The sequence below is a fragment of the Flavobacterium sp. U410 genome (assembly GCF_053570605.1).
On sequence record NZ_JBSEFI010000021.1, the window covers coordinates 1 to 24,596 of the forward strand.

20 protein-coding genes are annotated in these 24,596 nt (G+C 33.7%); 11 read left to right on the forward strand and 9 right to left on the reverse strand.

The genetic code is table 11. The annotated features are described in order from the left end of the window. The 3 genes from ACUSJC_RS13350 to ACUSJC_RS13360 form a co-directional block, all read left to right on the forward strand. On the forward strand, positions 1–1,740 hold a 1,740-nt coding region (locus ACUSJC_RS13350; RefSeq protein ID WP_449270064.1), incomplete at its 5' end, for a gliding motility-associated C-terminal domain-containing protein. Positions 1,741–1,774: 34 nt separating this feature from the next. Continuing rightward, positions 1,775–2,683 carry a PorP/SprF family type IX secretion system membrane protein gene (locus ACUSJC_RS13355; protein ID WP_449270065.1) on the forward strand — a complete coding sequence of 303 codons (909 nt, stop codon included), beginning with the start codon at positions 1,775–1,777 and terminating at the stop codon, positions 2,681–2,683. 11 nt (positions 2,684–2,694) lie between these two features. Beyond that, the gene (locus ACUSJC_RS13360) at positions 2,695–4,608 is read left to right on the forward strand and encodes an OmpA family protein (protein ID WP_449270066.1); all 1,914 of its coding nucleotides are present in this window, start codon (positions 2,695–2,697) and stop codon (positions 4,606–4,608) included. A gap of 55 nt (positions 4,609–4,663) precedes the next feature. Here ACUSJC_RS13360 and ACUSJC_RS13365 read toward each other — a convergent pair whose 3' ends face one another. From ACUSJC_RS13365 to ACUSJC_RS13395, 7 genes are all read right to left on the reverse strand, one after another. After that, positions 4,664–5,164 carry a CAP domain-containing protein gene (locus ACUSJC_RS13365; protein ID WP_449270067.1) on the reverse strand — a complete coding sequence of 167 codons (501 nt, stop codon included), beginning with the start codon at positions 5,162–5,164 and terminating at the stop codon, positions 4,664–4,666. Positions 5,165–5,316: 152 nt separating this feature from the next. Next, entirely contained in the window at positions 5,317–5,961 is a 645-nt protein-coding gene (gene pdxH / locus ACUSJC_RS13370; protein ID WP_449270068.1) for a pyridoxamine 5'-phosphate oxidase, read from the reverse strand. A gap of 12 nt (positions 5,962–5,973) precedes the next feature. Continuing rightward, positions 5,974–6,993, reverse strand: coding sequence for a type IX secretion system protein PorQ (gene porQ, locus ACUSJC_RS13375; protein ID WP_449270069.1), 1,020 nt, complete (start codon positions 6,991–6,993; stop codon positions 5,974–5,976). 113 nt (positions 6,994–7,106) lie between these two features. Beyond that, entirely contained in the window at positions 7,107–9,557 is a 2,451-nt protein-coding gene (gene lon / locus ACUSJC_RS13380; protein ID WP_449270070.1) for an endopeptidase La, read from the reverse strand. A gap of 188 nt (positions 9,558–9,745) precedes the next feature. Continuing rightward, positions 9,746–10,558, reverse strand: a complete 813-nt coding sequence (locus tag ACUSJC_RS13385) for a hypothetical protein (protein WP_449270071.1) — start codon at positions 10,556–10,558, stop codon at positions 9,746–9,748. A gap of 45 nt (positions 10,559–10,603) precedes the next feature. Beyond that, complete coding sequence (locus ACUSJC_RS13390; protein ID WP_449270072.1) at positions 10,604–11,893, reverse strand: MFS transporter; 1,290 nt, start codon at positions 11,891–11,893, stop codon at positions 10,604–10,606. Positions 11,894–11,949: 56 nt separating this feature from the next. After that, positions 11,950–12,768 (reverse strand): M48 family metallopeptidase, encoded by an 819-nt coding sequence (locus ACUSJC_RS13395; RefSeq protein ID WP_449270073.1) that lies wholly within the window; start codon positions 12,766–12,768, stop codon positions 11,950–11,952. A 152-nt stretch (positions 12,769–12,920) separates the two neighbouring features. Between ACUSJC_RS13395 and ACUSJC_RS13400 the strand changes: the two genes are divergently transcribed. Next, positions 12,921–13,778, forward strand: coding sequence for an alpha/beta fold hydrolase (locus ACUSJC_RS13400; protein WP_449270074.1), 858 nt, complete (start codon positions 12,921–12,923; stop codon positions 13,776–13,778). On the opposite strand, the gene ACUSJC_RS13405 is transcribed toward ACUSJC_RS13400, so the two are convergent. Beyond that, the gene (locus ACUSJC_RS13405) at positions 13,767–14,273 is read right to left on the reverse strand and encodes a metallophosphoesterase family protein (RefSeq protein ID WP_449270075.1); all 507 of its coding nucleotides are present in this window, start codon (positions 14,271–14,273) and stop codon (positions 13,767–13,769) included. The two genes, ACUSJC_RS13400 and ACUSJC_RS13405, sit on opposite strands and share 12 nt — an antisense overlap. Positions 14,274–14,442: 169 nt before the next feature. Between ACUSJC_RS13405 and truA the strand changes: the two genes are divergently transcribed. The 7 genes from truA to srmL all read left to right on the forward strand — a co-directional run bounded on the left by truA (position 14,443) and on the right by srmL (position 24,336). Beyond that, positions 14,443–15,177: a tRNA pseudouridine(38-40) synthase TruA gene (gene truA / locus ACUSJC_RS13410; RefSeq protein WP_449270076.1), complete on the forward strand. Its 735-nt coding sequence runs from the start codon at positions 14,443–14,445 to the stop codon at positions 15,175–15,177. A 2-nt stretch (positions 15,178–15,179) separates the two neighbouring features. Next, the gene (locus tag ACUSJC_RS13415) at positions 15,180–15,905 is read left to right on the forward strand and encodes an acetolactate decarboxylase (RefSeq protein ID WP_449270077.1); all 726 of its coding nucleotides are present in this window, start codon (positions 15,180–15,182) and stop codon (positions 15,903–15,905) included. 36 nt (positions 15,906–15,941) lie between these two features. Continuing rightward, positions 15,942–17,690 (forward strand): ABC transporter ATP-binding protein, encoded by a 1,749-nt coding sequence (locus ACUSJC_RS13420; RefSeq protein WP_449270078.1) that lies wholly within the window; start codon positions 15,942–15,944, stop codon positions 17,688–17,690. A gap of 159 nt (positions 17,691–17,849) precedes the next feature. Next, the gene (gene lpdA / locus ACUSJC_RS13425) at positions 17,850–19,238 is read left to right on the forward strand and encodes a dihydrolipoyl dehydrogenase (RefSeq protein ID WP_449270079.1); all 1,389 of its coding nucleotides are present in this window, start codon (positions 17,850–17,852) and stop codon (positions 19,236–19,238) included. A gap of 181 nt (positions 19,239–19,419) precedes the next feature. Continuing rightward, the gene (locus tag ACUSJC_RS13430; RefSeq protein WP_449270080.1) at positions 19,420–21,216 is read left to right on the forward strand and encodes a hypothetical protein; all 1,797 of its coding nucleotides are present in this window, start codon (positions 19,420–19,422) and stop codon (positions 21,214–21,216) included. Between the two features lie 67 nt (positions 21,217–21,283). Then, positions 21,284–23,023, forward strand: a complete 1,740-nt coding sequence (locus ACUSJC_RS13435) for a tyrosine-type recombinase/integrase (protein ID WP_449270081.1) — start codon at positions 21,284–21,286, stop codon at positions 23,021–23,023. A 278-nt stretch (positions 23,024–23,301) separates the two neighbouring features. Then, a complete protein-coding gene (gene srmL / locus ACUSJC_RS13440; protein WP_449270082.1) occupies positions 23,302–24,336 on the forward strand; it encodes a PheS-related mystery ligase SrmL in 1,035 nt (344 codons plus the stop codon). Positions 24,337–24,466: 130 nt separating this feature from the next. Here srmL and ACUSJC_RS13445 read toward each other — a convergent pair whose 3' ends face one another. Further along, complete coding sequence (locus tag ACUSJC_RS13445; protein ID WP_449270083.1) at positions 24,467–24,589, reverse strand: hypothetical protein; 123 nt, start codon at positions 24,587–24,589, stop codon at positions 24,467–24,469. Positions 24,590–24,596: the final 7 nt, after the last annotated feature.

A 24,596-nucleotide genomic window follows, 5' to 3' on the forward strand; every position in this document is an offset into this window, starting at 1 on the left:
GCTACCGATACGTGTTCGTCTGTGACTTGGTCTAATGATTATTCGGCTTTATCCGATGATTGCGGGGCAAGCGGTTCGGTTTTAGTGACGTTCACTGCAACTGATGATTGTGGTAACAGCTCAACTTCTTCGGCTACTTTCACCATTCAGGATACTACAGCACCAACAATCGATACTTTGGCATCCGATGTAACCGTAGAATGTGACGGTAACGGAAATACTGCCGATTTACAAAATTGGTTGGCTTCTAACGGTGGCGCTTCGTCAACAGATGCTTGTTCATCTGTGACTTGGTCTAATGATTATTCTTCATTATCTGATGATTGCGGGGCAAGTGGTTCGGTTTTGGTAACCTTTACTGCGACTGATGATTGTGGTAATGCAACGATGACTTCGGCTACTTTCACCATTCAGGATACAACTGCTCCGACTATTGACATTTCGGCTTCCGATGTAAACGTGGAATGTGACGGTAACGGAAATACTACCGACTTGCAAAGTTGGTTGGCTTCTAACGGTGGCGCTTCGTCAACAGATGCTTGTTCGTCTGTGACTTGGTCTAATGATTATTCGGCTTTATCCGATGATTGCGGGGCAAGTGGTTCGGTTTTAGTGACCTTTACTGCGACTGATGATTGTGGTAACAGCTCAACTTCTTCGGCTACTTTCACCATTCAGGATACTACAGCGCCGACATTTAGCTCTAGTTTGCCAGCAGACATGTCTGTTGAATGTGATGAAATTCCAATTGCAGCTACTGTTTTAGCAACAGATACTTGTTCGTCTTCTACAACTGTAACTTTAAATGAAGAAATTATTTCTGAAGGAGAAAGCTGTGCTGGTGAATATACATTGATAAGAACTTGGACTGCAACAGATAGTTGTGGTAACGAAACTTCTTATAGTCAAACAATAAGTATATATGACATCACCCCTCCTGTTTTGGTTACACCAATAGATACAGAATTGACTGTTGCATGCTCTGAAATTCCGGAAATACCTCAATTAGAGCTAAGTGACAATTGTTCTAATGTGGCTGATATAGTTTACAATGAAACTACAACAACCATTTCAATTTATGAATATATTATCATAAGAGAATGGACATTTTATGATGATTGTGGAAATAATGATACGATAACTCAAACAATAAATGTAACTGTCAGTCAGCCATTTGATGCAATTCCTTACAATATTTGTACAGAGGAAAAACCTATTGATTTATTTAGTATATTGGGAGAGTCAATACCGACTAATGGTGAATGGATTGAAGTTACTAATTCCGGTGGACTATCCGGTTCTTATTTTGATCCAACAAATGTAACAGTAGGTTATTACACCTTACAATACATTGTTGATCTGGAAGACAATGATTGTCCGATAGTTTATGAAATTTACATGCACGTTCACGATGATTGTGTAATATTGCCGGCATGCTCTGTTAAAGTATATAATGCGGTTTCTCCTAACAATGATGGGTATAATGATGTATTCTTCATTGATGGATTGACTTGTTATCCTGATAATTCCGTTCAAATTTATAACCGTTGGGGAATCTTAGTTTATGATGCTAGTGGTTATGATAATCAAATGATTGCCTTTAAAGGCTATTCTGAAGGAAGAGGAACATTTAATAAAAATGAACTTCTACCGGATGGAACTTATTTCTATATCATAAAATATAGAGATGAGCAAAACCAAACCATTGATTTGTCTGGATATTTATATTTAACTCGTTAATCTGAACATCGCTAATAACAAAAAAGAAATTATCATGAAAACACTATATATCATTATATTATCTGTATTGTTACCTATGATGTGTTTTGGCCAACAAGATTCGCAATATACACAGTACATGTACAATACCTTGAATGTAAATCCCGCTTATGCAGGTTCTAGGGAATCATTAACTATGTTTCTTTTACACCGTACGCAATGGGTTGGATTAGATGGAGCACCTGTAACTAATAATGTATCGGCGCATACTCCATTAGGTGATTCTAATTTTGGTTTGGGATTATCTTTTACTAATGATCGAATTGGTCCTACCGATGACAGTTCTATTTCAGCAAGTTTGGCTTATTTTATCCAAATTTCAAAAAATTATAAACTCTCTGTTGGTTTAAGCGGAACCGCTGATTTTTTTAATCTCGACGTAAATAAACTCGATATTTACCATCAAAGCGATCCTCAGTTTCAAAATTTTGACAATTCGGTTTCACCGAATTTAGGTGCAGGTTTGTACTTATTTTCAGACCAAACTTATGTCGGATTGTCTATTCCTAATTTCTTTGAAACCAATAGGTACAACGATAATGATGTCACTGTAAACAAAGAAAAAATGCACTTTTATGCTATTGCAGGTCATGTTTTTGAGTTTAATCCTAATTTAAAATTTAAGCCTGCTGCTTTAGCAAAAATAGTTGAAGGAGCACCTATTCAAGTGGATGTTACAGCTAACTTCTTATTGTATGAAAAGTTAACACTTGGAGTAGCTTATCGTTGGGATTCTGCCTTAAGTGGACTTGTAGGTTTTCAAATTACCAATTCAATTTTTGCCGGTTACGGATATGATAGAGAGACAACTAAATTGTCTAACTATAATTCTGGTTCACATGAAATTTTTCTACGATTTGAAATCTTTAAAAATAACCGAATCACGTCGCCAAGATTCTTCTAAATTGATTGATTATGAAAACTTTATATATCACTTTATTTATGATTTGTTCTTGTCTGTTGGGACAAGCGCAACTATCTAAATTAACTACAGCCGATAAAAAATATAAAAACTACTCTTATATTGATGCTATTGATATTTATCAAAAGGTAGTAGATAAAGGTTATAAATCGCCTGAGTTATTTAAAAAATTGGGGAATTCTTATTATTTCAATGGAGAATTAGATCAGGCTGCTAAATGGTATGGCGAATTATTTGCTCTGGGAGAAAATGATTTAGAACCCGAATATTATTTTAGATATTCTCAAGCTTTAAAAGCTAACGGCGATTATAAAAAGGCAAATAAATATTTAGAACTTTTCAATGAAAAAACAGATGATTCAAGAGGGAAGCGTTATGCTAAAAACAAAGATTATCTCAATGAAATTGATCACAATTCAGGAAAATATACTATTGATACCACAAGTATAAACTCTGAGTTTTCCGATTATGGTTTAGCTCCCTTTGGCAAACAATTTGTTTTTTCTTCAGCAAGAAAAGAAGGTGCACTCTATCACAAAATTCATGATTGGACCGACCAAAATTTTACTGATCTTTATTCTGTTACCAGAAATAATGACGGTACTTTTACATCTCCTGAAAATTTTTCGAAAGAGATCAATACTAAATTCAACGAATCCACTCCTACCTTTACCAAAGATGGAAAAACAATGTATTTTACACGAAATAATTTCAATAATGGTAAAAAAGGAAAAGATGATGATAAAAGTACCTTAGTTAAAATTTACAAAGCTTCTTTGATTGAAGGTGAATGGAAAAACATTGAAGAATTACCTTTTAATAGCAATAATTATAGCACAGCACATCCGGTTTTAAGTAAAGATGAAAAAACGTTATATTTTGCATCAGATATGCCCGGAGGTTTTGGAAACTCTGATATTTACAAAGTAAGTATTAACGGAAATTCCTTTGGGAAACCCGAAAATTTAGGTAAAACCATCAATACCGAAGGACGTGAAAGTTTCCCTTTTGTAGATGGAGATAATAATCTTTATTTTGCCTCAGATGGACAGTTAGGTCTAGGCGGATTGGATATTTTTAAATCGGAATGGAAAAATGATTCTTACCAAGATCCTGTCAATTTAGCCAAGCCGATAAATAGCTCAATGGATGATTTTGGTTTTATTATAGATGCTGATAAAAAAGGGTATTTTACTTCTAACAGAGAAGGTGGTAAAGGATATGATGATATTTATTCCTTTAAAATTTGCCAACAAACCATTTTTGGAATTATAACAGACATTGATACAGATGAAATTCTTCCCGGTGCTGCAATTACCTTATATGATTCGGAAATGAACAAGTTAGCAACTACCACTTCAAATGACAAAGGTTATTATGAATTTCTTTCTTTAGATTGTCAAACCCAATATAATGTAAGAGTATCAAAAGAAGAATATGAAACAACTGAAAGAGGTGTTACTACAGCTGAAAAAGAGGGAAAAACTGAAGCTAATTTTGCTCTAAAAAGAAATGTTTTCCCTGTTGAAGAAGGAACTGATCTGGCTAAAATTTTTGATATCAGTATAATATATTTTGATTTAGATAAATGGAATATTAGATCTGATGCTGCAAAAGATCTACAAAAAATTGTAGAGGTTATGAAACAATACCCTAATATGGAAGTTTCAATTCGCTCCCACACTGACAGTAGACAAACTCACCGCTACAATGAAATTTTAAGTGACAGAAGAGCGAAATCTACTTTGGAATTCATGGTTAAAAATGGAATTCAGAGAAGTAGACTAACCGCTAAAGGTTATGGAGAAACAGAATTAGTAAATAACTGCTCTGATGGTGTTCCTTGCAGTGAAGCAGAACACCAAAAAAACAGAAGAAGTGAATTTATTGTTACCAAGATGAATTAGTTATTTTTAACCTCTACACTCTAATTCATTGGATAACCCCTATTTGCAGTAGGGGTTATTTTTTGATGAACATATTAGTATAATATCTTCTACCGTTAGTATCTTTAGTAATTGAGATACCAAAATGAGAAAAATTTCCTAATATGTTTTCTTTGTGAGCAGAACTCGCTATCCAAGCATCAACCACAGATTCAGGTGTTGAGTAACCATAAGCTACATTCTCACCTACTCTGTAGGCACCTAATACTTGAACTAAATTATTTTTTCTTTCCTCAAAACCATCATGATTTACTTGGTCGACTTCAACCATATAAACATTGTGTTCATTTGATTTATAGGAAATGTGTTCAATAATACTTAATGGAGTTAGACCTTGCTCAACTCTGTAAGTATTAATTAAGTCTAGTACTTCCAACTCTTCCGTTGAATGACTATAACTTTTTTGAATCTCAGTAGTTGCTGTTACGTTATCCTCTACACTCTCAGCGCTACATGAGGAGGTTAAAATGGTAATTGAAAATAGGAGGGCAAAAAGGTTAATCGCGTTTTTCTTCATTAGCAAATAGCTTTAGTAATTTTATCTTTTAAAAACACATCATTTAATCGACAAACGACTAATTTTCAAGACAAAATTACAAAGCAATCGATAACACGCAAATAAAATCGATGAAATACTTAAATTTTTAACATTTTTTAAACATTTGAGAATCAAGAAGATAATCTATCTATCTGCCAGTAAAAATTTTCTGATAATTTATAACGAATTCTATCATGTAGGCGACTAGGTCTTCCTTGCCAAAATTCCACTTCTACAGGACGAACCAAAAATCCTCCCCAATGTTGCGGACGAGGAATCTCTTTTCCTTCAAATTCTTTTTCTAACTCTTTAAGCTTATTTTCTAAAAACTCTCGATTGGGAATTACTTCACTTTGTGGTGAAACAATAGCTCCCAATTTACTTCCATCAGGTCTGGAAGCAAAATAATTATCAGAATCTATAACTGAAGTTTTTTCAGCAACACCTTTAATAATTACCTGACGCTCCATGTTGTGCCAAAAGAATGACAGGCAAATGTTAGGGTTGTTTTGAATGGCTTTCCCTTTCTCCGAATTATAATTAGTATAGAAAATGAAACCTTCTTCATTAAACTTTTTCAAAAGCACTACTCTACTCTTTGGAAATCCGTCTAAACCAATAGTAGAAACCGTCATTGCATTTACTTCTCCAATTCCGCCAAAATCTTCTACTTCATAAAACCAACGATGAAATAAATTGATTGGATCTTCAGGAATATTAGTTTCCAGTAATTCGCTTTTTTCATACGACTTACGATAATCACTTAAATCAGACATGAGATTGCTATTTTATTCGTTATCCAAATTAATCATTAAACCAAATAAACTGGTATTAGCTGCTAAAGTATAGCGAGAGTAAGAATAATCAAATTTTATTTTTCCAAATCGAATTCCGACACCCATAGAGATACCTGAAAAATTGCGTTGATCTACGATTCGCAACTCTTCTCCTCTTCTGAAATTGTACCCCAAGCGAAGATTAAACCCTTTTTCAGGAAAAAGTTCGGCTCCTAAAATTAAGTGGCGTAATGCATTATTAAAAAAAGAAACTTTTTCTTCCGTTGTTTCTCCATCTAAAGTAGCTTGAGCTCTATTGGGATTTGAAAAGGCAATATTCCATTGTTGCAGATTTTCCATAGTGACATGCCAACGAATAGGAACATGTTCCATTAATTGGGAAATACCGGCATCAATAGCTAATGGTAATTTTTCACGAGTATCAGCATACGGTTTAATTTGAAAACCTAAGTTTCTAACCGCTATTCCATAATTGATGTCATTTTTTTCATCGATGTACAAAAAGCCTAAATCGGTAGCGGCACCCCAAGAATTATAGCTTTCTAAAGTTGAGGAAATCAGTTTTGCATTGGCTCCAATATACATATCTGTCCAAGGAATATTGTAAGCATAACCAAAAGAAAGAGCAGCTTCACTTCCTGTAAAATCCCCCGTTAAATTTCCCATCTCATCACGTCCTTCAAAAGTTCCGTAATTAATATAAGTTGCACTGGCATGAAACGTTTGAACATGTCGATCCCAAGTGTAAGCGTAGGCAGCTGTCCCATAAGAAACCTCTCCATAATAGCTTCCGTAATTCACCGATAAATGATTATGCATATCTGCATTAATAGTTGCCGGATTATAAACCGCTTGGTTTACGTCATAATCTACTACTGTAACCGTTTTACCACCTAAAGCTGCTTGTCTGGGAGATTGCGCCAAATTAAGAAATTGGTATACGTATTTCCCTCCTATTTGACTATATGTAGAAAATGAAATGAATAATAATAAGTAGAATTTTTTATACATCTTGCAAAGCTATAAGGGCATAACGCAAATGCGAAGATAAAATTATATCAAGATATAAAAAACAAAATCCGATTAAAAAGCTAATCGGATTTCATTTTTAGATAATTATTGAATTAAAGTGATTTTGCATTTTTTGCTTTTTGATCGGTTATTGCCAAATCAACCACCTCTTTCATGGTATCTACGTAGTGAAAAGTTAAACCTTTTAAATAATCAGGATTAATTTCGTCGATATCACGTTTATTTTCTTTACAAAGAATAATTTCTTTGATATTCGCTCTTTTAGCTGCTAAGATCTTTTCTTTAATTCCGCCAACCGGTAGCACTTTACCTCTTAAGGTAATTTCTCCGGTCATAGCCAAACTCTTTTTAACGCGTTTTTGTGTAAAACTGGAAACCATTGACGTTAACATCGCAATACCTGCACTTGGTCCGTCTTTAGGTGTAGCGCCTTCGGGAACGTGAATGTGAATATTATATTTCTCTAAAACTTCTGGACTAATTCCTAAATTTTCGGCATTTGACTTGATGTATTCCATAGCAATGGTAACCGATTCTTTCATTACCGTACCTAAATTTCCGGTCATCGTCATGCTTCCTTTTCCTTTAGAAATCGTCGATTCAATGAATAAAATATCACCACCAACCGAAGTCCAAGCTAATCCCGTTACAACACCGGCAGTTTCATTATTTTCATATTTATCGCGCTCTAAACGAGGTGATTTTAATACTTCAATAATATCTTCGTCAGTAACTTTTATGTTGTATGATTCTTCCATGGCAATCGATTTTGCGGCATGGCGAACCATTTTTGCTATTTTCTTTTCTAAACCACGGACTCCTGATTCACGTGTATAACCCACAATGATTTTTTCCAATTGTTTTTTACCTATTTGAAGGTCTTTTTCGGTTAATCCATGTTCTTTTAATTGTTTCGGTAATAAATGCGTTTTAGCTATCTCAACCTTCTCTTCTATCGTATAACCCGACATTTCGATAATCTCCATACGATCGCGAAGCGCAGGTTGAATAGTTGATAAACTATTAGAAGTAGCAATGAACATCACTTTTGATAAATCGTAACCAATTTCTAAGAAATTATCATGGAATTCTGAATTTTGTTCAGGATCCAAAACTTCAAGCAAAGCTGAAGACGGATCACCATTATGACTTGATGATAATTTATCAATTTCGTCTAAAACGAATACCGGATTTGATGTTTTTGCCTTTTTGATGGATTGAATAATTCTTCCCGGCATGGCACCGATATAGGTTTTTCTATGACCGCGAATTTCAGCTTCATCTCTTAAACCACCAAGCGACATTCTAACATATTCTCTTCCCAAAGCTTCAGCAATTGACTTACCAATTGACGTTTTACCAACTCCCGGAGGTCCGTATAAACATAAAATAGGCGATTTCATGTCATTTCGTAGTTTTAAAACTGCTAAATGTTCAATAATACGCTGTTTAACTTCTTCTAAACCATAATGATCGCGATCCAATATTCTTTGAGCGCGTTTTAAATCGAAATTATCCTTAGTAAACTCACTCCAAGGTAACTCCAACATTACTTCCAAGTAATTTCTTTGAATTCCGAAATCAGGCGAATTCGGATTAGTGCGTTGTAATTTGGAAAGTTCTTTTTCAAAATGAGTTGCTGCCTTTTCATCCCATTTTTTTGTTCTTGCCTTTTCGCGCATTTCTTCTATTTCAGCCTCATGAGAAACACCACCCAATTCTTCTTGGATGGTTTTCATTTGCTGTTGCAAGAAATACTCTCGTTGTTGTTGATCTAAATCAAAACGAACTTTAGACTGAATATCGTTCTTCAATTCCAGCTTTTGCAACTCTAAATTCATGAATCGCAACGTTTCTAAAGCTCTGTCTTTTAGATTTTTAACCGATAGTAAATTTTGTTTATCTACTACCGACAAATTCATGTTAGAAGATACAAAATTGATTAGAAACGGACTACTTTCGATATTTTTAATCGCAAAAGTAGCCTCAGTTGGAATATTTGGACTCTCCTTAATAATTTCAATGGCAAGTTCTTTGATAGAATCAACAATAGTTGTAAATTCTTGATCATCTTTTTCCGGACGAACTTCAGGAACTTCTTTAATAGTTGCTTTTAAATACGGTTCTTCTTGCGTGAATTCATCTATTTCGAAACGCTTTTTTCCTTGCAAAATAACAGTGGTATTACCATCTGGCATTTTTAAGACTCTGATAATACGGGCTACTGTACCAATATGGAAAATATCGTTAGGAGAAGGCTCTTCTACCGTTTCGTCTTTTTGAGATACTACCCCAATGACTTTACCGCCAGCATTTGCATCATTAATCAATTTAATAGATTTATCTCTTCCTGCTGTAATTGGAATGACAACTCCCGGAAATAAAACAGTATTGCGTAATGGCAATATAGGCAAGTCATTAGGAAGTAATTCATTATTCATTTCCTCCTCGTCTTCCGGAGTCAATAATGGAATTAATTCAGCATCGGCTTGCATGTCTTGAAGTGACAAATTGTCTAGTGTTACAATTTTTGTATTTGGCATAATAATTATTGAGTCATTTTGTCAGTTAAAAATAGATTCTTTATAATTTATTTTTATTCAAATCATTTGTTTATCAATAATTTAAAAGAATCCATTCTCTTATTTTTTAACTATATGTCAAGATTTATGCCAATAAAAAACCCGAAGTTTCAACTTCGGGTTAAAGTACATTTTTTTAAGTCTTTTACTTAGTTTACTGCATAACTAACCAAAATAGTTTCTGTTCCAGGAGTTCCTGAGAAACCACTTGTAAAAGTTCTAACAGGTCCAATATCTTTAGCAAACCAATATTCAGAAGTAATATTTGTTACCATACCCGATAAATTGATAGCTTGTGTAATTTCAAGTTTAATGATATCTTCAAAAGTCTCTCCATCAACTGTTTCAGTAGCTCCTACAGCTAAAATAGTACCAGTATAGTTAACCGTTTGAGTAATTGGCGGTACACCATTATAGGTCGTTGTTTGAGAATAACTTCCACTCCATGATTCATTAACACTTAAATTATCTTTCAAAACCACAAACTCATAACCTGTTTGAGTTCCGGATAATCCATTAAAATCTATAACAATATCATCAATTTTTATGGTATAAACTCCTTCATTTTTATTCAACCAAAACGTTGCTGTTCCAAAAACAGATGTTCCTGAACCACTTTGAGAATTAAATCTATAATAAGTTGCTCCATTAAACACATCGGTGCCTACTATTTCAGAAGGATCTGCCGTAGTTCCATTTTGGTCAAATTGCCACCAGTTTCCTATTGTAGTTGGCCAATAATCTCCTGTTGAAGTCCCCCCTCCTGTTGAACCACCAGTATTACCTGAGTTACCTGTTCCTCCAGTATTGCCATTATCTCCGTCATTTGTAGGAGATTCATTTCCTGCTTCTTCTTCAATAGATTGTAAAACAGCCGGATCAATAGGTTCTGTATCACAAGAATAGAATAGAGTTAATGTAAAAATTCCAATTAAAAGAGTTAAAAAGTTAATTTTCTTCATTTTTATTTAAGTTATTATTAACATTTCAAATGTAAATTATTTTTTCTATTTTCTTGGTATCCTTGTCAATAAAATTAACCCCAAAATAAAGAACAAGATTAAAAACAAGATAGCATTTTGTGCTTTTCCAGTAATATCTGTTACATAACCATAGATTGACATTCCTATGACAATTCCTATTTTTTCGGCTACATCATAAAAACTAAAGAAAGATGTTGTATCTACTGTGTCTTCCGGAATCAATTTGGAATATGTGGAACGAGAAAGCGATTGAATACCTCCCATAACCAAACCTACTGATGCCGCTGCAATGTAAAATTCTCCTGGTGTAACCACAAAATAAGCATATGCACAAATGAGTATCCAAAGAAAATTAATTCCTATTAAAGCGATAATATTTCCGTAAGCTTTTGACGCTTTAGATGTTAACCAAGCTCCTAATACAGCAATCAATTGAATCAATAAAATACTAACTATTAAACCTTGTGTTCGTTCTCCGTCATCACCCCAAGCTACTTCTTTTTCTCCAAAATACGCAGCAATAATCATTACGGTTTGAACAGCCATACTATATACAAAGAAAGCCCCAAGATAACGCTTCAAAGGAAGAACCGTTTTCAATTGGTGCCAAACTTTTATCAACTCTTTAAAGCCGTTAAAAAAGACATCTTTATGGAGTTTGTTATTGTTTTTTCCGTTAGGTAAAAAACGATATGTATACTGACTAAAACCAATCCACCACAAGCCCACCAAAACAAAGGAATAACGCATCATTTGTGGTTTACTTTCATCGGAGACACTCATCACCATACCTAAATTTATCAGTAACAACACAACGCTTCCTATATATCCCATTCCAAAGCCTTTGGCACTAATTCTATCTTGTTGGTCAGGATAAGCAATATCAGGCAAATATGAATTGTAAAAGACTAAACTTCCCCAAAAACCTATTAAAGCTAACATATAAATAAACAACCCTAAAACTATGTTTTCCAGTGAGAAAAAATAAAGCAGCATACAAGAAATAGAGCCAATATAACAGAAAAGTTTCAAAAAGAACTTTTTGTTTCCGAGATAATCAGCCACCCCAGAAAGCAGAGGCGAAATGATTGCAATGATAATAAATCCGATAGCAGTTGTATAGCTAATTAAAGATTCACTTCTAACCATTTTGCCAAAAACGGAGATTTCTTCAATTCCTTTAATGCGAAATAAGGCTCCATAATACAACGGAAAAATTGAAGATGAAATAACAAGTGCATAAACTGAATTGGCCCAATCGTAAAAAGCCCATGCATTAAGTAGCTTTTGGCTTCCTTTTTCAAGTGTTTTCATAATAGTGTATAAAAAATCCCGACTAATATCGGGATTTAATTCAATTTATGAAATTATTATTTAAAAGTCACTCCAAAAGCTTCTGCTTCTTTTTTGGCTTGTGGAATTAAACTTTTAATATTATCAATACGCGTTTGATTACTTGGGTGAGTACTCATGAATTCAGGTGTTGAAGATCCTCCTGATTGAGCTGCCATTCTTTCCCAAAAAGTAACCGCAGTATCCGGATTATATCCTGCAATAGCCATTAAAGTCAAACCTATCATATCGGCTTCACTTTCATGCGAACGACTAAATGGCAACATCGCTCCATATTGACTTCCTGCTCCATAAGCAGTCATCCATAATTGTTGCTCTTCAGCGCTCTTCCCTCCTGTTGCAATAGCTACTCCGGCAGCGCCGGCTTGCTGCAAAACTCCTGCGCTCATTCTTTGCTGCCCATGATTCGCCAAAGCATGCGCTACTTCATGCCCTAAAACAGTTGCTAACCCTGCGTCGTCTTTACAAACCGGTAAAATACCGTTATATACCACAATTTTTCCTCCTGGCATACACCAAGCATTTACTTCTTTACTATCCACTAATTTATAATCCCACTCATACCCTTCTAAATAATTAGTATAACCATGAGCATTTAACCATCTTTCTGCTGCCGTTTTAATTTTTCTTCCTACATTCTCAACCCGTTTAGCATCTGTTGTTCCTGCAATTACCTTATTTTCAGATAAAAAAGTATTATACTGTTGAAATGACATAGGCAAAATTTGACTATTAGGTACTAATGCTAATGAACTTTTCCCTGTGAAAGGATTCTTAGAGCAAGCAATTATTAATCCCAATAATGCCATTAAAATTAATTTTGTTTTCAGATTCATAGAATTTATTTTTAGCGTGTTTTTTATTAATCTTTTTACGATACAAATTTACATAAGCTTTTATAATCCTACAATGGCAGTTCTTAAAAAAAGCTTAACTTCATCTTAAGAAATTAATTTAATTGTACTTTTGTCATACTCAATTATCCAAAATGAAAAAGAACAAAAAAAACGCCAGTACATCAATTCCTAAAATTATTTTATTAACCGCTAGTGTTTTACAAAAGCTTTCTTCTGAATTAACGGTAAAATTTGCTCAAAAATTGTTTTCAACTCCTATTAAACATAAACTACCCAAAAGAGAGTTTGATATGGAAGAAAACACCAAACAAAAATTATTAGATGTACCTTCTATTCAAAATAAAGTCATGGTTTATGAATATGGAACTGGCGACAAAAAAGTTCTTTTAGTTCATGGCTGGTCAGGCAGAGGCACACAATTGGTAAAAATTGCAGATGAATTAGTTAATTTGGGATATCAAACTATTAGTTTTGATGCTCCGGCACATGGAAAGTCAACAGGAAAAATGGCTTTAATGACCGATTTTATTGCTTCTGTCATGGAAATTGAAAAACATTACGGTCCGTTTGAATTTGCCATTGGTCACTCTTTAGGAGGAATGACCGTTTTGAATGCTATTAAACAAGGATTACAAGTCAAAAAAGCAGTAATCATTGGTAGCGGTGATAGCGTCACTGATATTGTTAATGATTTTGTTCGTAAACTGAAATTAAAAAGTATATACGGAGAAAAAATGAAAGCAGCTTTTGAAAAACAATTAAAAGGCGATATGGAATCATATTCTGCTTATATAGCTGCAGAAAGTGTTGATATACCGGTTTTAGCCATACACGATAAAGATGATGATGATGTTCCTTATACTGCTTCTGAAAACATTGTAAAGCGCCTAAAAAGAGGAAATCTTTATATGACAGAAAGCTTAGGGCATCGTAAAATTTTAGGCGATAAAAGAGTTATTGAAACAATAATTCAATTTTTAACCAATTGATGCTCTAAGTCCTAATTCAATAACTTCTAATTTTTCAATTTTTTTACCGTTAATTTCAAAACGCAACATAGTTCTTACATGGTGAAAACCATGTTTTCCGGCTGCTCCGGGATTCATGTGCAAGAGATTTAATTTGTGATCGTATTGTACTTTTAAAATATGCGAATGTCCACAAATAAACACATTGGGTGGATTCTTTCTGATCTCTTCGCGAATAGCTACATTGTATTTATCCGGATAACCGCCAATATGCGTGATCCAAACATCTACTTCTTCGCACATAAATCGGTTGTTGAGCGGAAATTCTAAACGTGCTTGTGTATCATCTATATTACCGTAAACCGCACGTAAAGGTTTTATTTTTTGGATGGTATCAGTGACTGCTAAGTCTCCGATGTCTCCGGCATGCCAAACTTCATCTGCTTGGTTCACATATTTCAAAATAGCATCATCAATATAACTGTGAGTATCGGATAACAATAATATCTTTTTCATGCCTCAAAGGTACAATTTGTTTGGATTTATATGTTTTTTGAAAAATGAAATCCTTAATTTTTACTTTTATTAAACAAAACTAAAAAAAGATATTCAAACCATATTTTCTTTTTAAATTTGCTTTTTATAAATTTTTGAAAACTAATTACCGGAGACTGACTACTATATTTTGAGATACTTCATCAAATTTGCTTATAACGGAAAAAATTATTTTGGCTACCAAATACAACCCAATGCAGTTTCAGTACAAGAAACACTAGAAAAAGCGTTGAGTCTAATCTTGAAGCAGCCTATTGAAATTGTGGGTGCCGGTCGCACCGATAGCGGAGTTCATGCTAAAGAAATGTATGCTCATTTTGATTATGAAAGCGAACTAGATGTTCCTGTTTTAATTAAAAAATTGAATTCATTTTTACCGCAAGATATTGTTATATATAACTTTATTCCGGTTCATGATGAAGCTCATGCTCGATTTGATGCTACCCAAAGAACCTATAAATATTACCTTCATACGTTTAAAGATGCATTCATAAATGAAGGAAGCTGGTATTTTTTTCGTCAGTTAGACATAGACAAAATGAATGCTGCTTGTCAAATTTTATTTGAATACATTGATTTTGAATGTTTTTCAAAAGTAAATACCGATGTACATACTTTTAATTGTAAAATTTATAAAGCGCATTGGCAACAAAAAGGTAATCAAATGATTTTTACCATTTCAGCGGATCGTTTTCTAAGAAACATGGTTCGTGCTATTGTAGGAACCATGGTTGATGTAGGCTTAGGCAAGATTTCTTTAGATGATTTCAGGAATATTATAGAAAGTAAAAACCGTAGCAAAGCTGGGTTTTCTGTTCCTGCTCACGGTTTATATTTAGTTAAAGTGGAATACCCTTATATTTGATAATGAATAAAATAAAGATTATAATAATCCTTTTCTCAAGCTTACTTTTTAGTTGTCAAAATGCAACGAAAGAAGTTCCTTCTGAAAAAACCTACGCTGATGTTAAAGTTGTTAGTGCAATGAAAAATGTCATGTGGAAAGGAGAACTAGAAAGCAAAATAAATTTAGATACTATAACTAACAAAAAAGGTCTTTACGGTATTGGACCCGAAAGCTTTTTGAAAGGCGAATTATTAATTAACAATGGTGTAAGTTATATTTCAAAAGTAACTTCTGATTCTACTATGGTTGTTGAAAAGAAATTTGATGTTTCAGCTCCGTTTTTTGTTTATGGAAATGTTAATCAATGGAATGAAATAGCATTACCTGAAACAGTAAAGAACATTAATGATTTAGAAAAATTTATAGATCAAAGAACGATCAAAAATAAACGTCCTTTTGCTTTCAAGTTAATTGGTTCTGTTTCAAAAGCGATAATTCACATTCAAAATTTACCTGAAGGGACTAAAGTCTCTTCTCCGGATGATGTACACAAAGGGCGAGTAAAGTATAATCTAGCCAATGTAGATTGTGAAATAATTGGCTTTTTCTCTACTGAACATAAAGGTATTTTTACACATCATGACTCTTTTTTACACATGCATTTAATAACCAAAGATGAAAGTAAAATGGGGCATTTAGACGAAGTAGAAATTGATCAAATGGCATTATATTTACCAAAGAACTAAAACAAAACGAAATTAAAATCCAGAAACAGCAATTACATGAATCCTATTCGTTCCAAATCTTTAAAAAAAGTAATGCAATATGCCAAACCTTATCAAAAAAGGTTTAATTGGGTTATTGTTTGGGCTATTTTGCTTTCGATTTTTGCTGCAGCAAGACCCTATTTACTCAAACAAACCGTAGATAAATATTTGAATACTCATGATCGATCAGGGTTATTGATTTATGTAATTATCATGGCTGTTGTGCTTCTTTTTGAAGTGAGTTCTCAATTTTATTTTACTTATTGGGCCAACTGGTTGGGACAAGATATTATCAAAGACATTCGCGATAAACTATTCAAACACATCACTTCTTTCCGATTGCAGTATTTTGACAAAGAACCTGTTGGAAAATTAGTTACCCGAACTGTTTCCGATATCGAATCTATTGCCAGCATCTTTAGTCAAGGGTTGTTTATGATCGTAAGTGATGTTTTGAAAATGATCGTCATCATCGGAATCATGTTTTATATGAATTGGCAGCTGACTTTGATTGTACTTTTGGCTATGCCCATTTTGGTTTATGCTACTCATATTTTCCAACAAAAAATGAAGGTTGCTTTTAACGAAGTTCGTAATCAAATCGCCAATTTGAATACGTTTGTTCAAGAGCGTTTAACCGGAATGAAAATTGTTCAGTTGTTTAATCGTGAGCAAATTGAGTACGAAAAATTCAAAGTCATCAATGCCAAACACAACAAAGCTTGGTTAAAAAATATTCTGTATAATTCCATCTTCTTCCCCATTGCCGATATCGTTTCATCTTTTACTTTAGCAGTTATCATTTGGTATGGAGGAAAAGAAATTTTACAAGGAGATGCCACCACTTCTTTCGGTGATCTATTTGCCTACACCATGCTAATTACAATGTTGTTTAACCCTTTGCGCCAAATTGCAGATAAATTCAACGTCATGCAAATGGGGATCATTGCTGCCGAAAGAGTTTTTGAAATATTAGAAACCGAAAGCCACATTCAAAATATCGGAACGGTTGAAGCCAGTCATCTTAAAGGTGATATTCGTTTTCAAAATGTTCGTTTCAGTTACATTCCGGGTGAAGAAATATTAAAAGGTGTGAATCTGGAAGTAAAACCCGGCGAAACCATTGCCATTGTAGGAAGTACCGGAGCCGGAAAATCAACCATTATTAATTTATTAAATCGTTTTTATGAAATTGATTCGGGCGAAATCAGTATTGACTCTACTCCTATTCAAGACTACACCATTGCCAGCTTAAGAAAACAAATTAGCGTAGTTTTACAGGATGTATTCTTATTTGCCGATACTATTTTGAACAACATTACGCTGTATAGCCATTCTATCACTAAAGAAGATGTTATTACTGCAGCACAAAAAATAGGTGTTCATGATTTTATTATGAGTTTACCAAACAATTATGATTATAACGTAAAAGAACGCGGCGTGATGCTTTCTTCCGGTCAACGCCAATTGATTGCTTTTTTAAGAGCTTATGTTTCTAATCCAAGTATTTTAATTTTAGACGAAGCTACTTCTTCTATTGACACCTATTCGGAAGAATTAATACAGCAAGCCACAGAAAAAATCACGAAAGACAGAACGTCAATTGTTATTGCCCACCGTTTAGCTACTATTATTAATGCCGACAGAATTATTGTAATGGATAAAGGTCAGATTGTAGAACAAGGTAAACATCAGGAATTACTACAAATCACCAATGGAATGTACAAAGGATTGTATGAAGCCCAATTTGCTTTAAATCAATAAATAGCATTAAAATGAATTTGTAATAACTTGGAATCGATTACGAATTAAAAATAATTGCTTAAATTCGCAAACAATAATAAACAAACCAAAAATGTTTTGAAGAGAAAGTACATTACAAGTTTCTCTTTCAAAATTTAAAAAACAAATAACTGAATTACAATGAAATACGACATCATCGTTTTAGGAAGTGGTCCGGGTGGTTATGTTACTGCCATTAGAGCCTCACAATTAGGTTTTAAAGTAGCCGTTATAGAAAAAGAAAATTTGGGAGGAATTTGCTTGAATTGGGGATGTATCCCAACCAAAGCTTTATTAAAATCAGCTCAGGTTTTTGATTATTTAAAACACGCTGGAGATTACGGTCTAAAGGTTGAAAATTTCGATAAAGACTTTAATGCTGTAGTAGCACGTTCTCGTTCAGTTGCTGACGGAATGAGCAAAGGTGTTCAGTTCTTGATGAAAAAGAATAAAATTGACGTTATCGATGGTTTTGGTAAAATTAAACCGGGCAAAAAAGTTGACGTTACTGCTGCTGACGGAAAAGTAACAGAATATAGTGCTGATCATATTATTATTGCTACAGGAGCTCGTTCTCGTGAATTACCAAACTTACCACAAGATGGTAAAAAAGTAATTGGTTATCGACAAGCAATGACATTACCGGAACAACCAAAGAAAATGATTGTTGTAGGTTCGGGAGCTATTGGTGTTGAGTTTGCTCATTTTTACAATTCCATGGGAACTGAAGTGACTATTGTTGAGTTTATGCCAAATATTGTTCCGGTGGAAGATGAAGACGTATCAAAACAATTTGAGCGTTCGTTGAAAAAAGCAGGGATCAACATTATGACTAATTCTTCTGTAGAAAGAATTGATACTTCCGGAAACGGTGTAAAAGCTTTCGTTAAAACCGCTAAAGGAGAAGAAGTTTTAGAAGCCGATATTTTATTATCAGCTGTTGGTATCAAATCTAACATTGAAAACATCGGATTAGAAGAAGTAGGAATTGCTACGGATAGAGATAAAATTTTAGTAAATGCTTATTACCAAACTAATGTTCCGGGATATTATGCTATTGGTGACGTAGTTCCAGGACAAGCTTTAGCACACGTGGCTTCTGCTGAAGGTATTTTATGTGTCGAAAAAATCAAAGGAATGCACGTTGAACCATTAGATTACGGAAATATTCCGGGTTGTACGTATGCTACTCCTGAAATTGCATCTGTTGGTTTAACAGAGAAAAAAGCAAAAGAAGCAGGTTACGATATTAAAGTGGGTAAATTCCCATTCTCTGCTTCAGGAAAAGCAAAAGCTGCTGGAACACCTGACGGATTTGTAAAAGTAATTTTTGATGCTAAATACGGTGAATGGTTAGGTTGTCACATGATTGGTGCTGGTGTTACTGATATGATTGCTGAAGCTGTTGTCGCTCGTAAATTAGAAACTACTGGTCATGAAATCTTAAAAGCGGTTCACCCTCACCCTACTATGAGTGAAGCGGTTATGGAAGCTGTAGCTGATGCTTACGGAGAAGTGATTCATTTGTAATTTTTTCTCTCTAAAAGAAAGAGAAGAGATTATAGAAAATAGAGAAAAAATCCGCTTTAATAAGCGGATTTTTTTTATTCCATCCAAAATAAATAGTACTTTAGGGCGTTAATCAGGAATCGTGAAGTTACAGTTGCACTACATACTTTTATTTTTGTTCTTTTTCATTGGGTGTTCCCAATTGAAAGCACAGGTTACAGTTCAAGATCGAGATTCCACTACTATCTATCATGATATTTACAACTATTCTAAAAGAGGGAAGTTTTCAAAATTTATGTATCGTTTGTTTTTCAGACCGTCTCATCTTACAACAACAACAATTATAAACAAAGAAAAGGAAGAGGAAAGTCAAAAAAAACAGGAAAAATTGCATCAAGCCCATAGTATCTCCAGTGGCAAAGTGATTCGAAATATCTATATCAAAACATTAGATCCTTTTGGCTATTCTATTACAGATACGACACAGGTTCCTAATAGCAGCTTTGAACATTTTGGAAATGCAGTTCATGCCAAAACCAAAGAATTTACCGTTAAAAATTTATTACTCTTTAAAAAGAATGATCCCTGCGATACTTTAAAACTACAAGAATCGGAGCGTTTGATTCGTAGCCAAAGATATGTCCGCAGAGTAACTATTCTCCCCCAACCTACAGAAAGTCAAGATTCTGTAGACGTTTATGTTACCTTATTGGATTCTTGGAGTTTAATTCCAACAGGAAATTTAACGTCGAGTGATTGGGAAGCAAAATTAACAGAACGAAATATTCTAGGCTATGGCCATAGAATTAGCGGAAGCTATAAGAAAGAATTCTCTTCACCCAGAGATGCGCATTATGCACAATATACGATCAATAATATCAAGAACAGCTACATTTCTTTTGATTTAACCTATCAAAAAGATTATGATAGCAACAGTTCTAGGACTATTGGATTAACCCGAAATTTTTTCTCGCCATTAACTAAAAATGCCGGTGGAATTTATTTTGAAAATCGGGAAGCTACAGAAAATTTTGTTTATCCTGACAGTACTTATAGACAAACTGTAAAATCAGAGTATCAAGAATATTGGTACGGAAGAGCTTTTAAAATCTTAAATCCTAATACATATTTAGGAAAAACAACCAATTTGATCACTTCCATTACCTTTAATAAAAAAATATATACTGTAGTTCCTGATCCCACATTTGACCCTACTTCATTTTTTGCTTCTGAAAATAATATTATTGGTCAACTGGCTTTTACTGCACAAAAATATTATAAAGACAGCTATTTATTTAACTATGGTATTACCGAAGACGTTCCTTATGGAAGTATTTATGCGCTCATCTTTGGTAAACAAACCAAAAACGGAGATAATCGCTCCTATTTTGGCGCTAAATTTTCTAAAGGGAAACGCTATCCTTTTGGTTACCTAACCGCTTCAACGGAATGGGGAAGCTTTATTAATGATGGTAAAACGGAACAACTGGCTTTTTCTGTTGGTTTTCAATACATCAGTCCGCTTTGGAATATAGGGTCATGGCGCTTTCGGCAATTTATAAAACCAAGTTATACTTGGGGAAACAATCGAAATCCTTCTGTTAAAGACCAACTTACCTTAAACGGAACCAATGGCTTACAGAATTTCACAGATGGTTTAGTAGGAACGCAACGTTGGCTTTTAGCTTTACAGATGCAAACGTATGTTCCTAAAAATTGGTATGGATTTCACTTTAGTCCTTATGCTAATTTTACCTTTGGAGCCTTGGCAGATAATTCTAAAAATTTATTTCAAAGCCGAATTTTTCCTAAATTCAGCTTAGGTGTTCTTATTAACAATGATTATTTGGTTTTCAATAGCTTCCAGATTTCTTTTTCTTTCTATCCAAGTATTCCTTATGAAGGTGAAAATGTTTTAAAAACCAATTCATTAGAAAATAACGATCTTAAACTTTCCGATTACCAAGTGGGAAAACCAAGTTATATTTCGTACCAATAATTTCTATCTAAAAACTCTTTTTTCTTACTTTTTATTGTTATATTTGACTTATTATAAGCCTTTTAAAATGAATATTCGCCTAAAAAAAGTAATGTACTATGATGTGCCTAAGATTGGTATTTTCTTTGATTATGATTTTGCTACAAAGGAAAAATTAAAATCTTTTGGTGCCCAATTCAATTTTGTTGAACGGTATTGGTATTTAGAATACACAAATAAGAATTACCAATTGCTTTTACAGAATTTTGAGGCGATAACTGTTGAAACTTCTGATGGTAGCACTTTTCAACCGGTGGCCGATATTTTTAAAAATCGTGACCTTCCACCCATAGCTCAACAGAGCGAACGTCAGTTAGTTCCCCAAAAAGTGGAAAAACCTGAACATAAATTGGATATTCCATTTGCTGAAAAATTGCGTTTTACCTTATTAGAAGATGTGGGTAAATATTGGGTTTTTAAATTACACTTTCATAATGTGATTACCAAAGAATTACTGAAAATTAAAGGCATTTTTTGGCACAAATCGCAACGTGTTTTCATGGCTACAAGGCATCCATTTGTAAAAAAAGCAATTGAGGATTTATTAGGAAAAGAAGTTGTACCTACTAATTATTTCGACAAAACAAAAGAAGTATTAGAAGGAATTCTCACTTTTTTACCGCATACTGAAGATACGAAATGGATGCGCGTTTTTGTATCAAACAATATTCTTTTACACGAAAAAATTAGACGTTTTTCTATGGTTCGTTACAGTAAAATACACGATTGTTATTTGCTTCCGGCGGCGCCATCGGTTGTGGAAGCTTTGCAATTGCATTTTAAACCTTATGGCATTCAGTTTTTAGGAAATTTACCCAAAGGTTATTTGTCTGAAAAGAATTTTAGAAACCGAAAACAGCTTTTATTAAGTAAAACCAAAGGTAGAATTTTAGAACAACTACCCGAATATTGTCACGATTTTACTAATCTGTTCCTCAATACCTTACTCGCTTTTAATTATAGTAACAATACCATTAGAACGTATGGCAATGCTTTTGTACAATTTTTAAAAGATCATAACTACCAGAATCCTAAAAACTTAAGCAAAGAAATACTAGTTGCCTATTTAGGAAGTCTTATGGAGAGCGGACTTTCAGCTTCCTCCGGTCATTCTTTGGTTAACGCGTTACACTTTTATTACCATCAAGTTTTAGGTGATCTAACAATGGAATTTAAACTCCCACGTCCTAAAAAAGAAAAGAAACTTCCCGTTGTTTTCTCAATGGAAGAATGTTTACAAATTTTCAAATCGGTTGAAAATCCAAAACACAAGCTTCTTTTATTGATGGGATATGGTGCAGGATTACGTGTGAGCGAAATAGTTTCATTAAAATGGAATGACATTTCTTTTACGGATTACAAGATTCACTTAAAAAACGCCAAAGGAAATAAAGATCGAATAGTGATGTTACCCTACTCTATTGCTAAGTTTTTAGAAAGTTACAAAACCGTTTACAAAGGAAAAAACTATGTTTTTGAGGGGCAATTTGCGGGTGAACCTTATAGTACTACGAGTGTTCAGACCGTATTGCGCAAAGCTTTAGAAAAAAGCGGGTTGACCAAAAAAGGTTCGGTACACACTTTACGTCACAGTTTTGCCACTCATTTATTAGAAAACGGCACCGATATACGATACATTCAGCAATTATTAGGACATAACAATATTAGAACTACGATGATTTATACCCACATTAGCAACGAAGCCAATAATAAAATTGTAAGTCCACTAGACCGAATGCTTGAAAAAAGACTCAAAAAGAGATTATAAGACGATACAAACTAACCAAAAAGTTATATATATTTGTTGATATTTACTAGTTAGCGGCAACTTTGAAAAAAATCCTGCTTCTGAGAGAAAAATTAATTTTTTTTCTACTTTTGCATTGATGATTACAGCAAATAACATATTCTTCTTTTCATTTTTCTTTTTTGGCTCGCCAGAGCCAGTATAAATTAATTTTGTCCGTTACGTACGGACTTCCAAATCAAAACTTCTTATTTTTTAAATTATCAATACTGCAAAACGCAGCCTAAATTTTATTTGCGATGAATAATATTAGTAAAACAATAAATGAAAAGAGAAACTTAAAATTGCATAATAAAGCAAATCATCCTATATGCCAATTAAAAGAAAAAATTCAGTTGTATTTCAAAGATTTCAAAATATTTGACAACTTAAATGAAGTTGTTACTGTAAAAGACAATTTTGATGATTTGCTTATTGCTGAAGACCACCCTGCCCGTTCAATGAATGATACTTATTATGTTGATGAAGACCATGTTTTACGAACTCACACTTCTGCTCATCAGAATCAATTATTAAAACAAGGTCATACAAAGTTTATTGCTACAGGAGATGTATACAGAAAAGATACAATAGATAAAACTCACTATCCTGTTTTTCATCAGATGGAAGGAGTTAAAATCGTTCCCAATGGAATAGACCCTCTTGTCGATTTAAAAAATACTTTGGAAGGATTAATAAAATATTTATATCCCGGTAAGGAATACCGATTTTTAGATGATTACTTTCCTTTTACAAATCCTTCAATACAGATAGAGGTAAGACAAGATTCAGAGTGGATGGAAGTGCTGGGGGCAGGTGTTATCCAACCTCAGATTCTAAAGAATTGTAATATTAATGGAACTGGTTGGGCTTTTGGATTAGGAATTGACCGTTTGTTATTATCTTATTGCAATATACCTGACATCAGATATTTATGGACTAATGATGCTCGCTTTATTAATCAATTTAAAAATGGATTGACCGATTTTAAAGAGTATTCAAAGTTTCCGCCTGTTCTAAAGGATGTATCATTTTGGGTTAACAATTATGCAGAAACAAGCGAAAATTTCTGGAATCAACATAATAATTTTTGTGAAATAATAAGAGAAGTTGGCCAGGACCTGATTGAAAATGTCAGTTTAATTGATAAATTTAAAAAATTGGAAAAAACGTCTCTGGCTTACAGAATCACATACCGTTCGAATGACAGAACGCTCCTGAATAGCGAAATAAATGAGATTCAGGAAAATATTAGAAAGGAGATTAGTGAAAAATTCGATATAGAATTAAGATGAAACAGATGTTGAAATATTAAAAAGCAGCCGCTAACATCGCATTGGCAAAATGGCGAGGTAAGTGCGAAATTGAAACTTTCTGCATATTAATCCGCCGAATGTGTTCCACATTCGCTTTTTTATTTGTAAGTTAGCGATGTGGAAACACATCGGCTCGCAGTCGTGCTAAATTGAACTTTTCGTCCAATTTATCCGCCACTTCGCCAATGCGTTTCCCGTTAGCGGTAATTTTACCAAACAGAATGTTGAACATAAAAAAA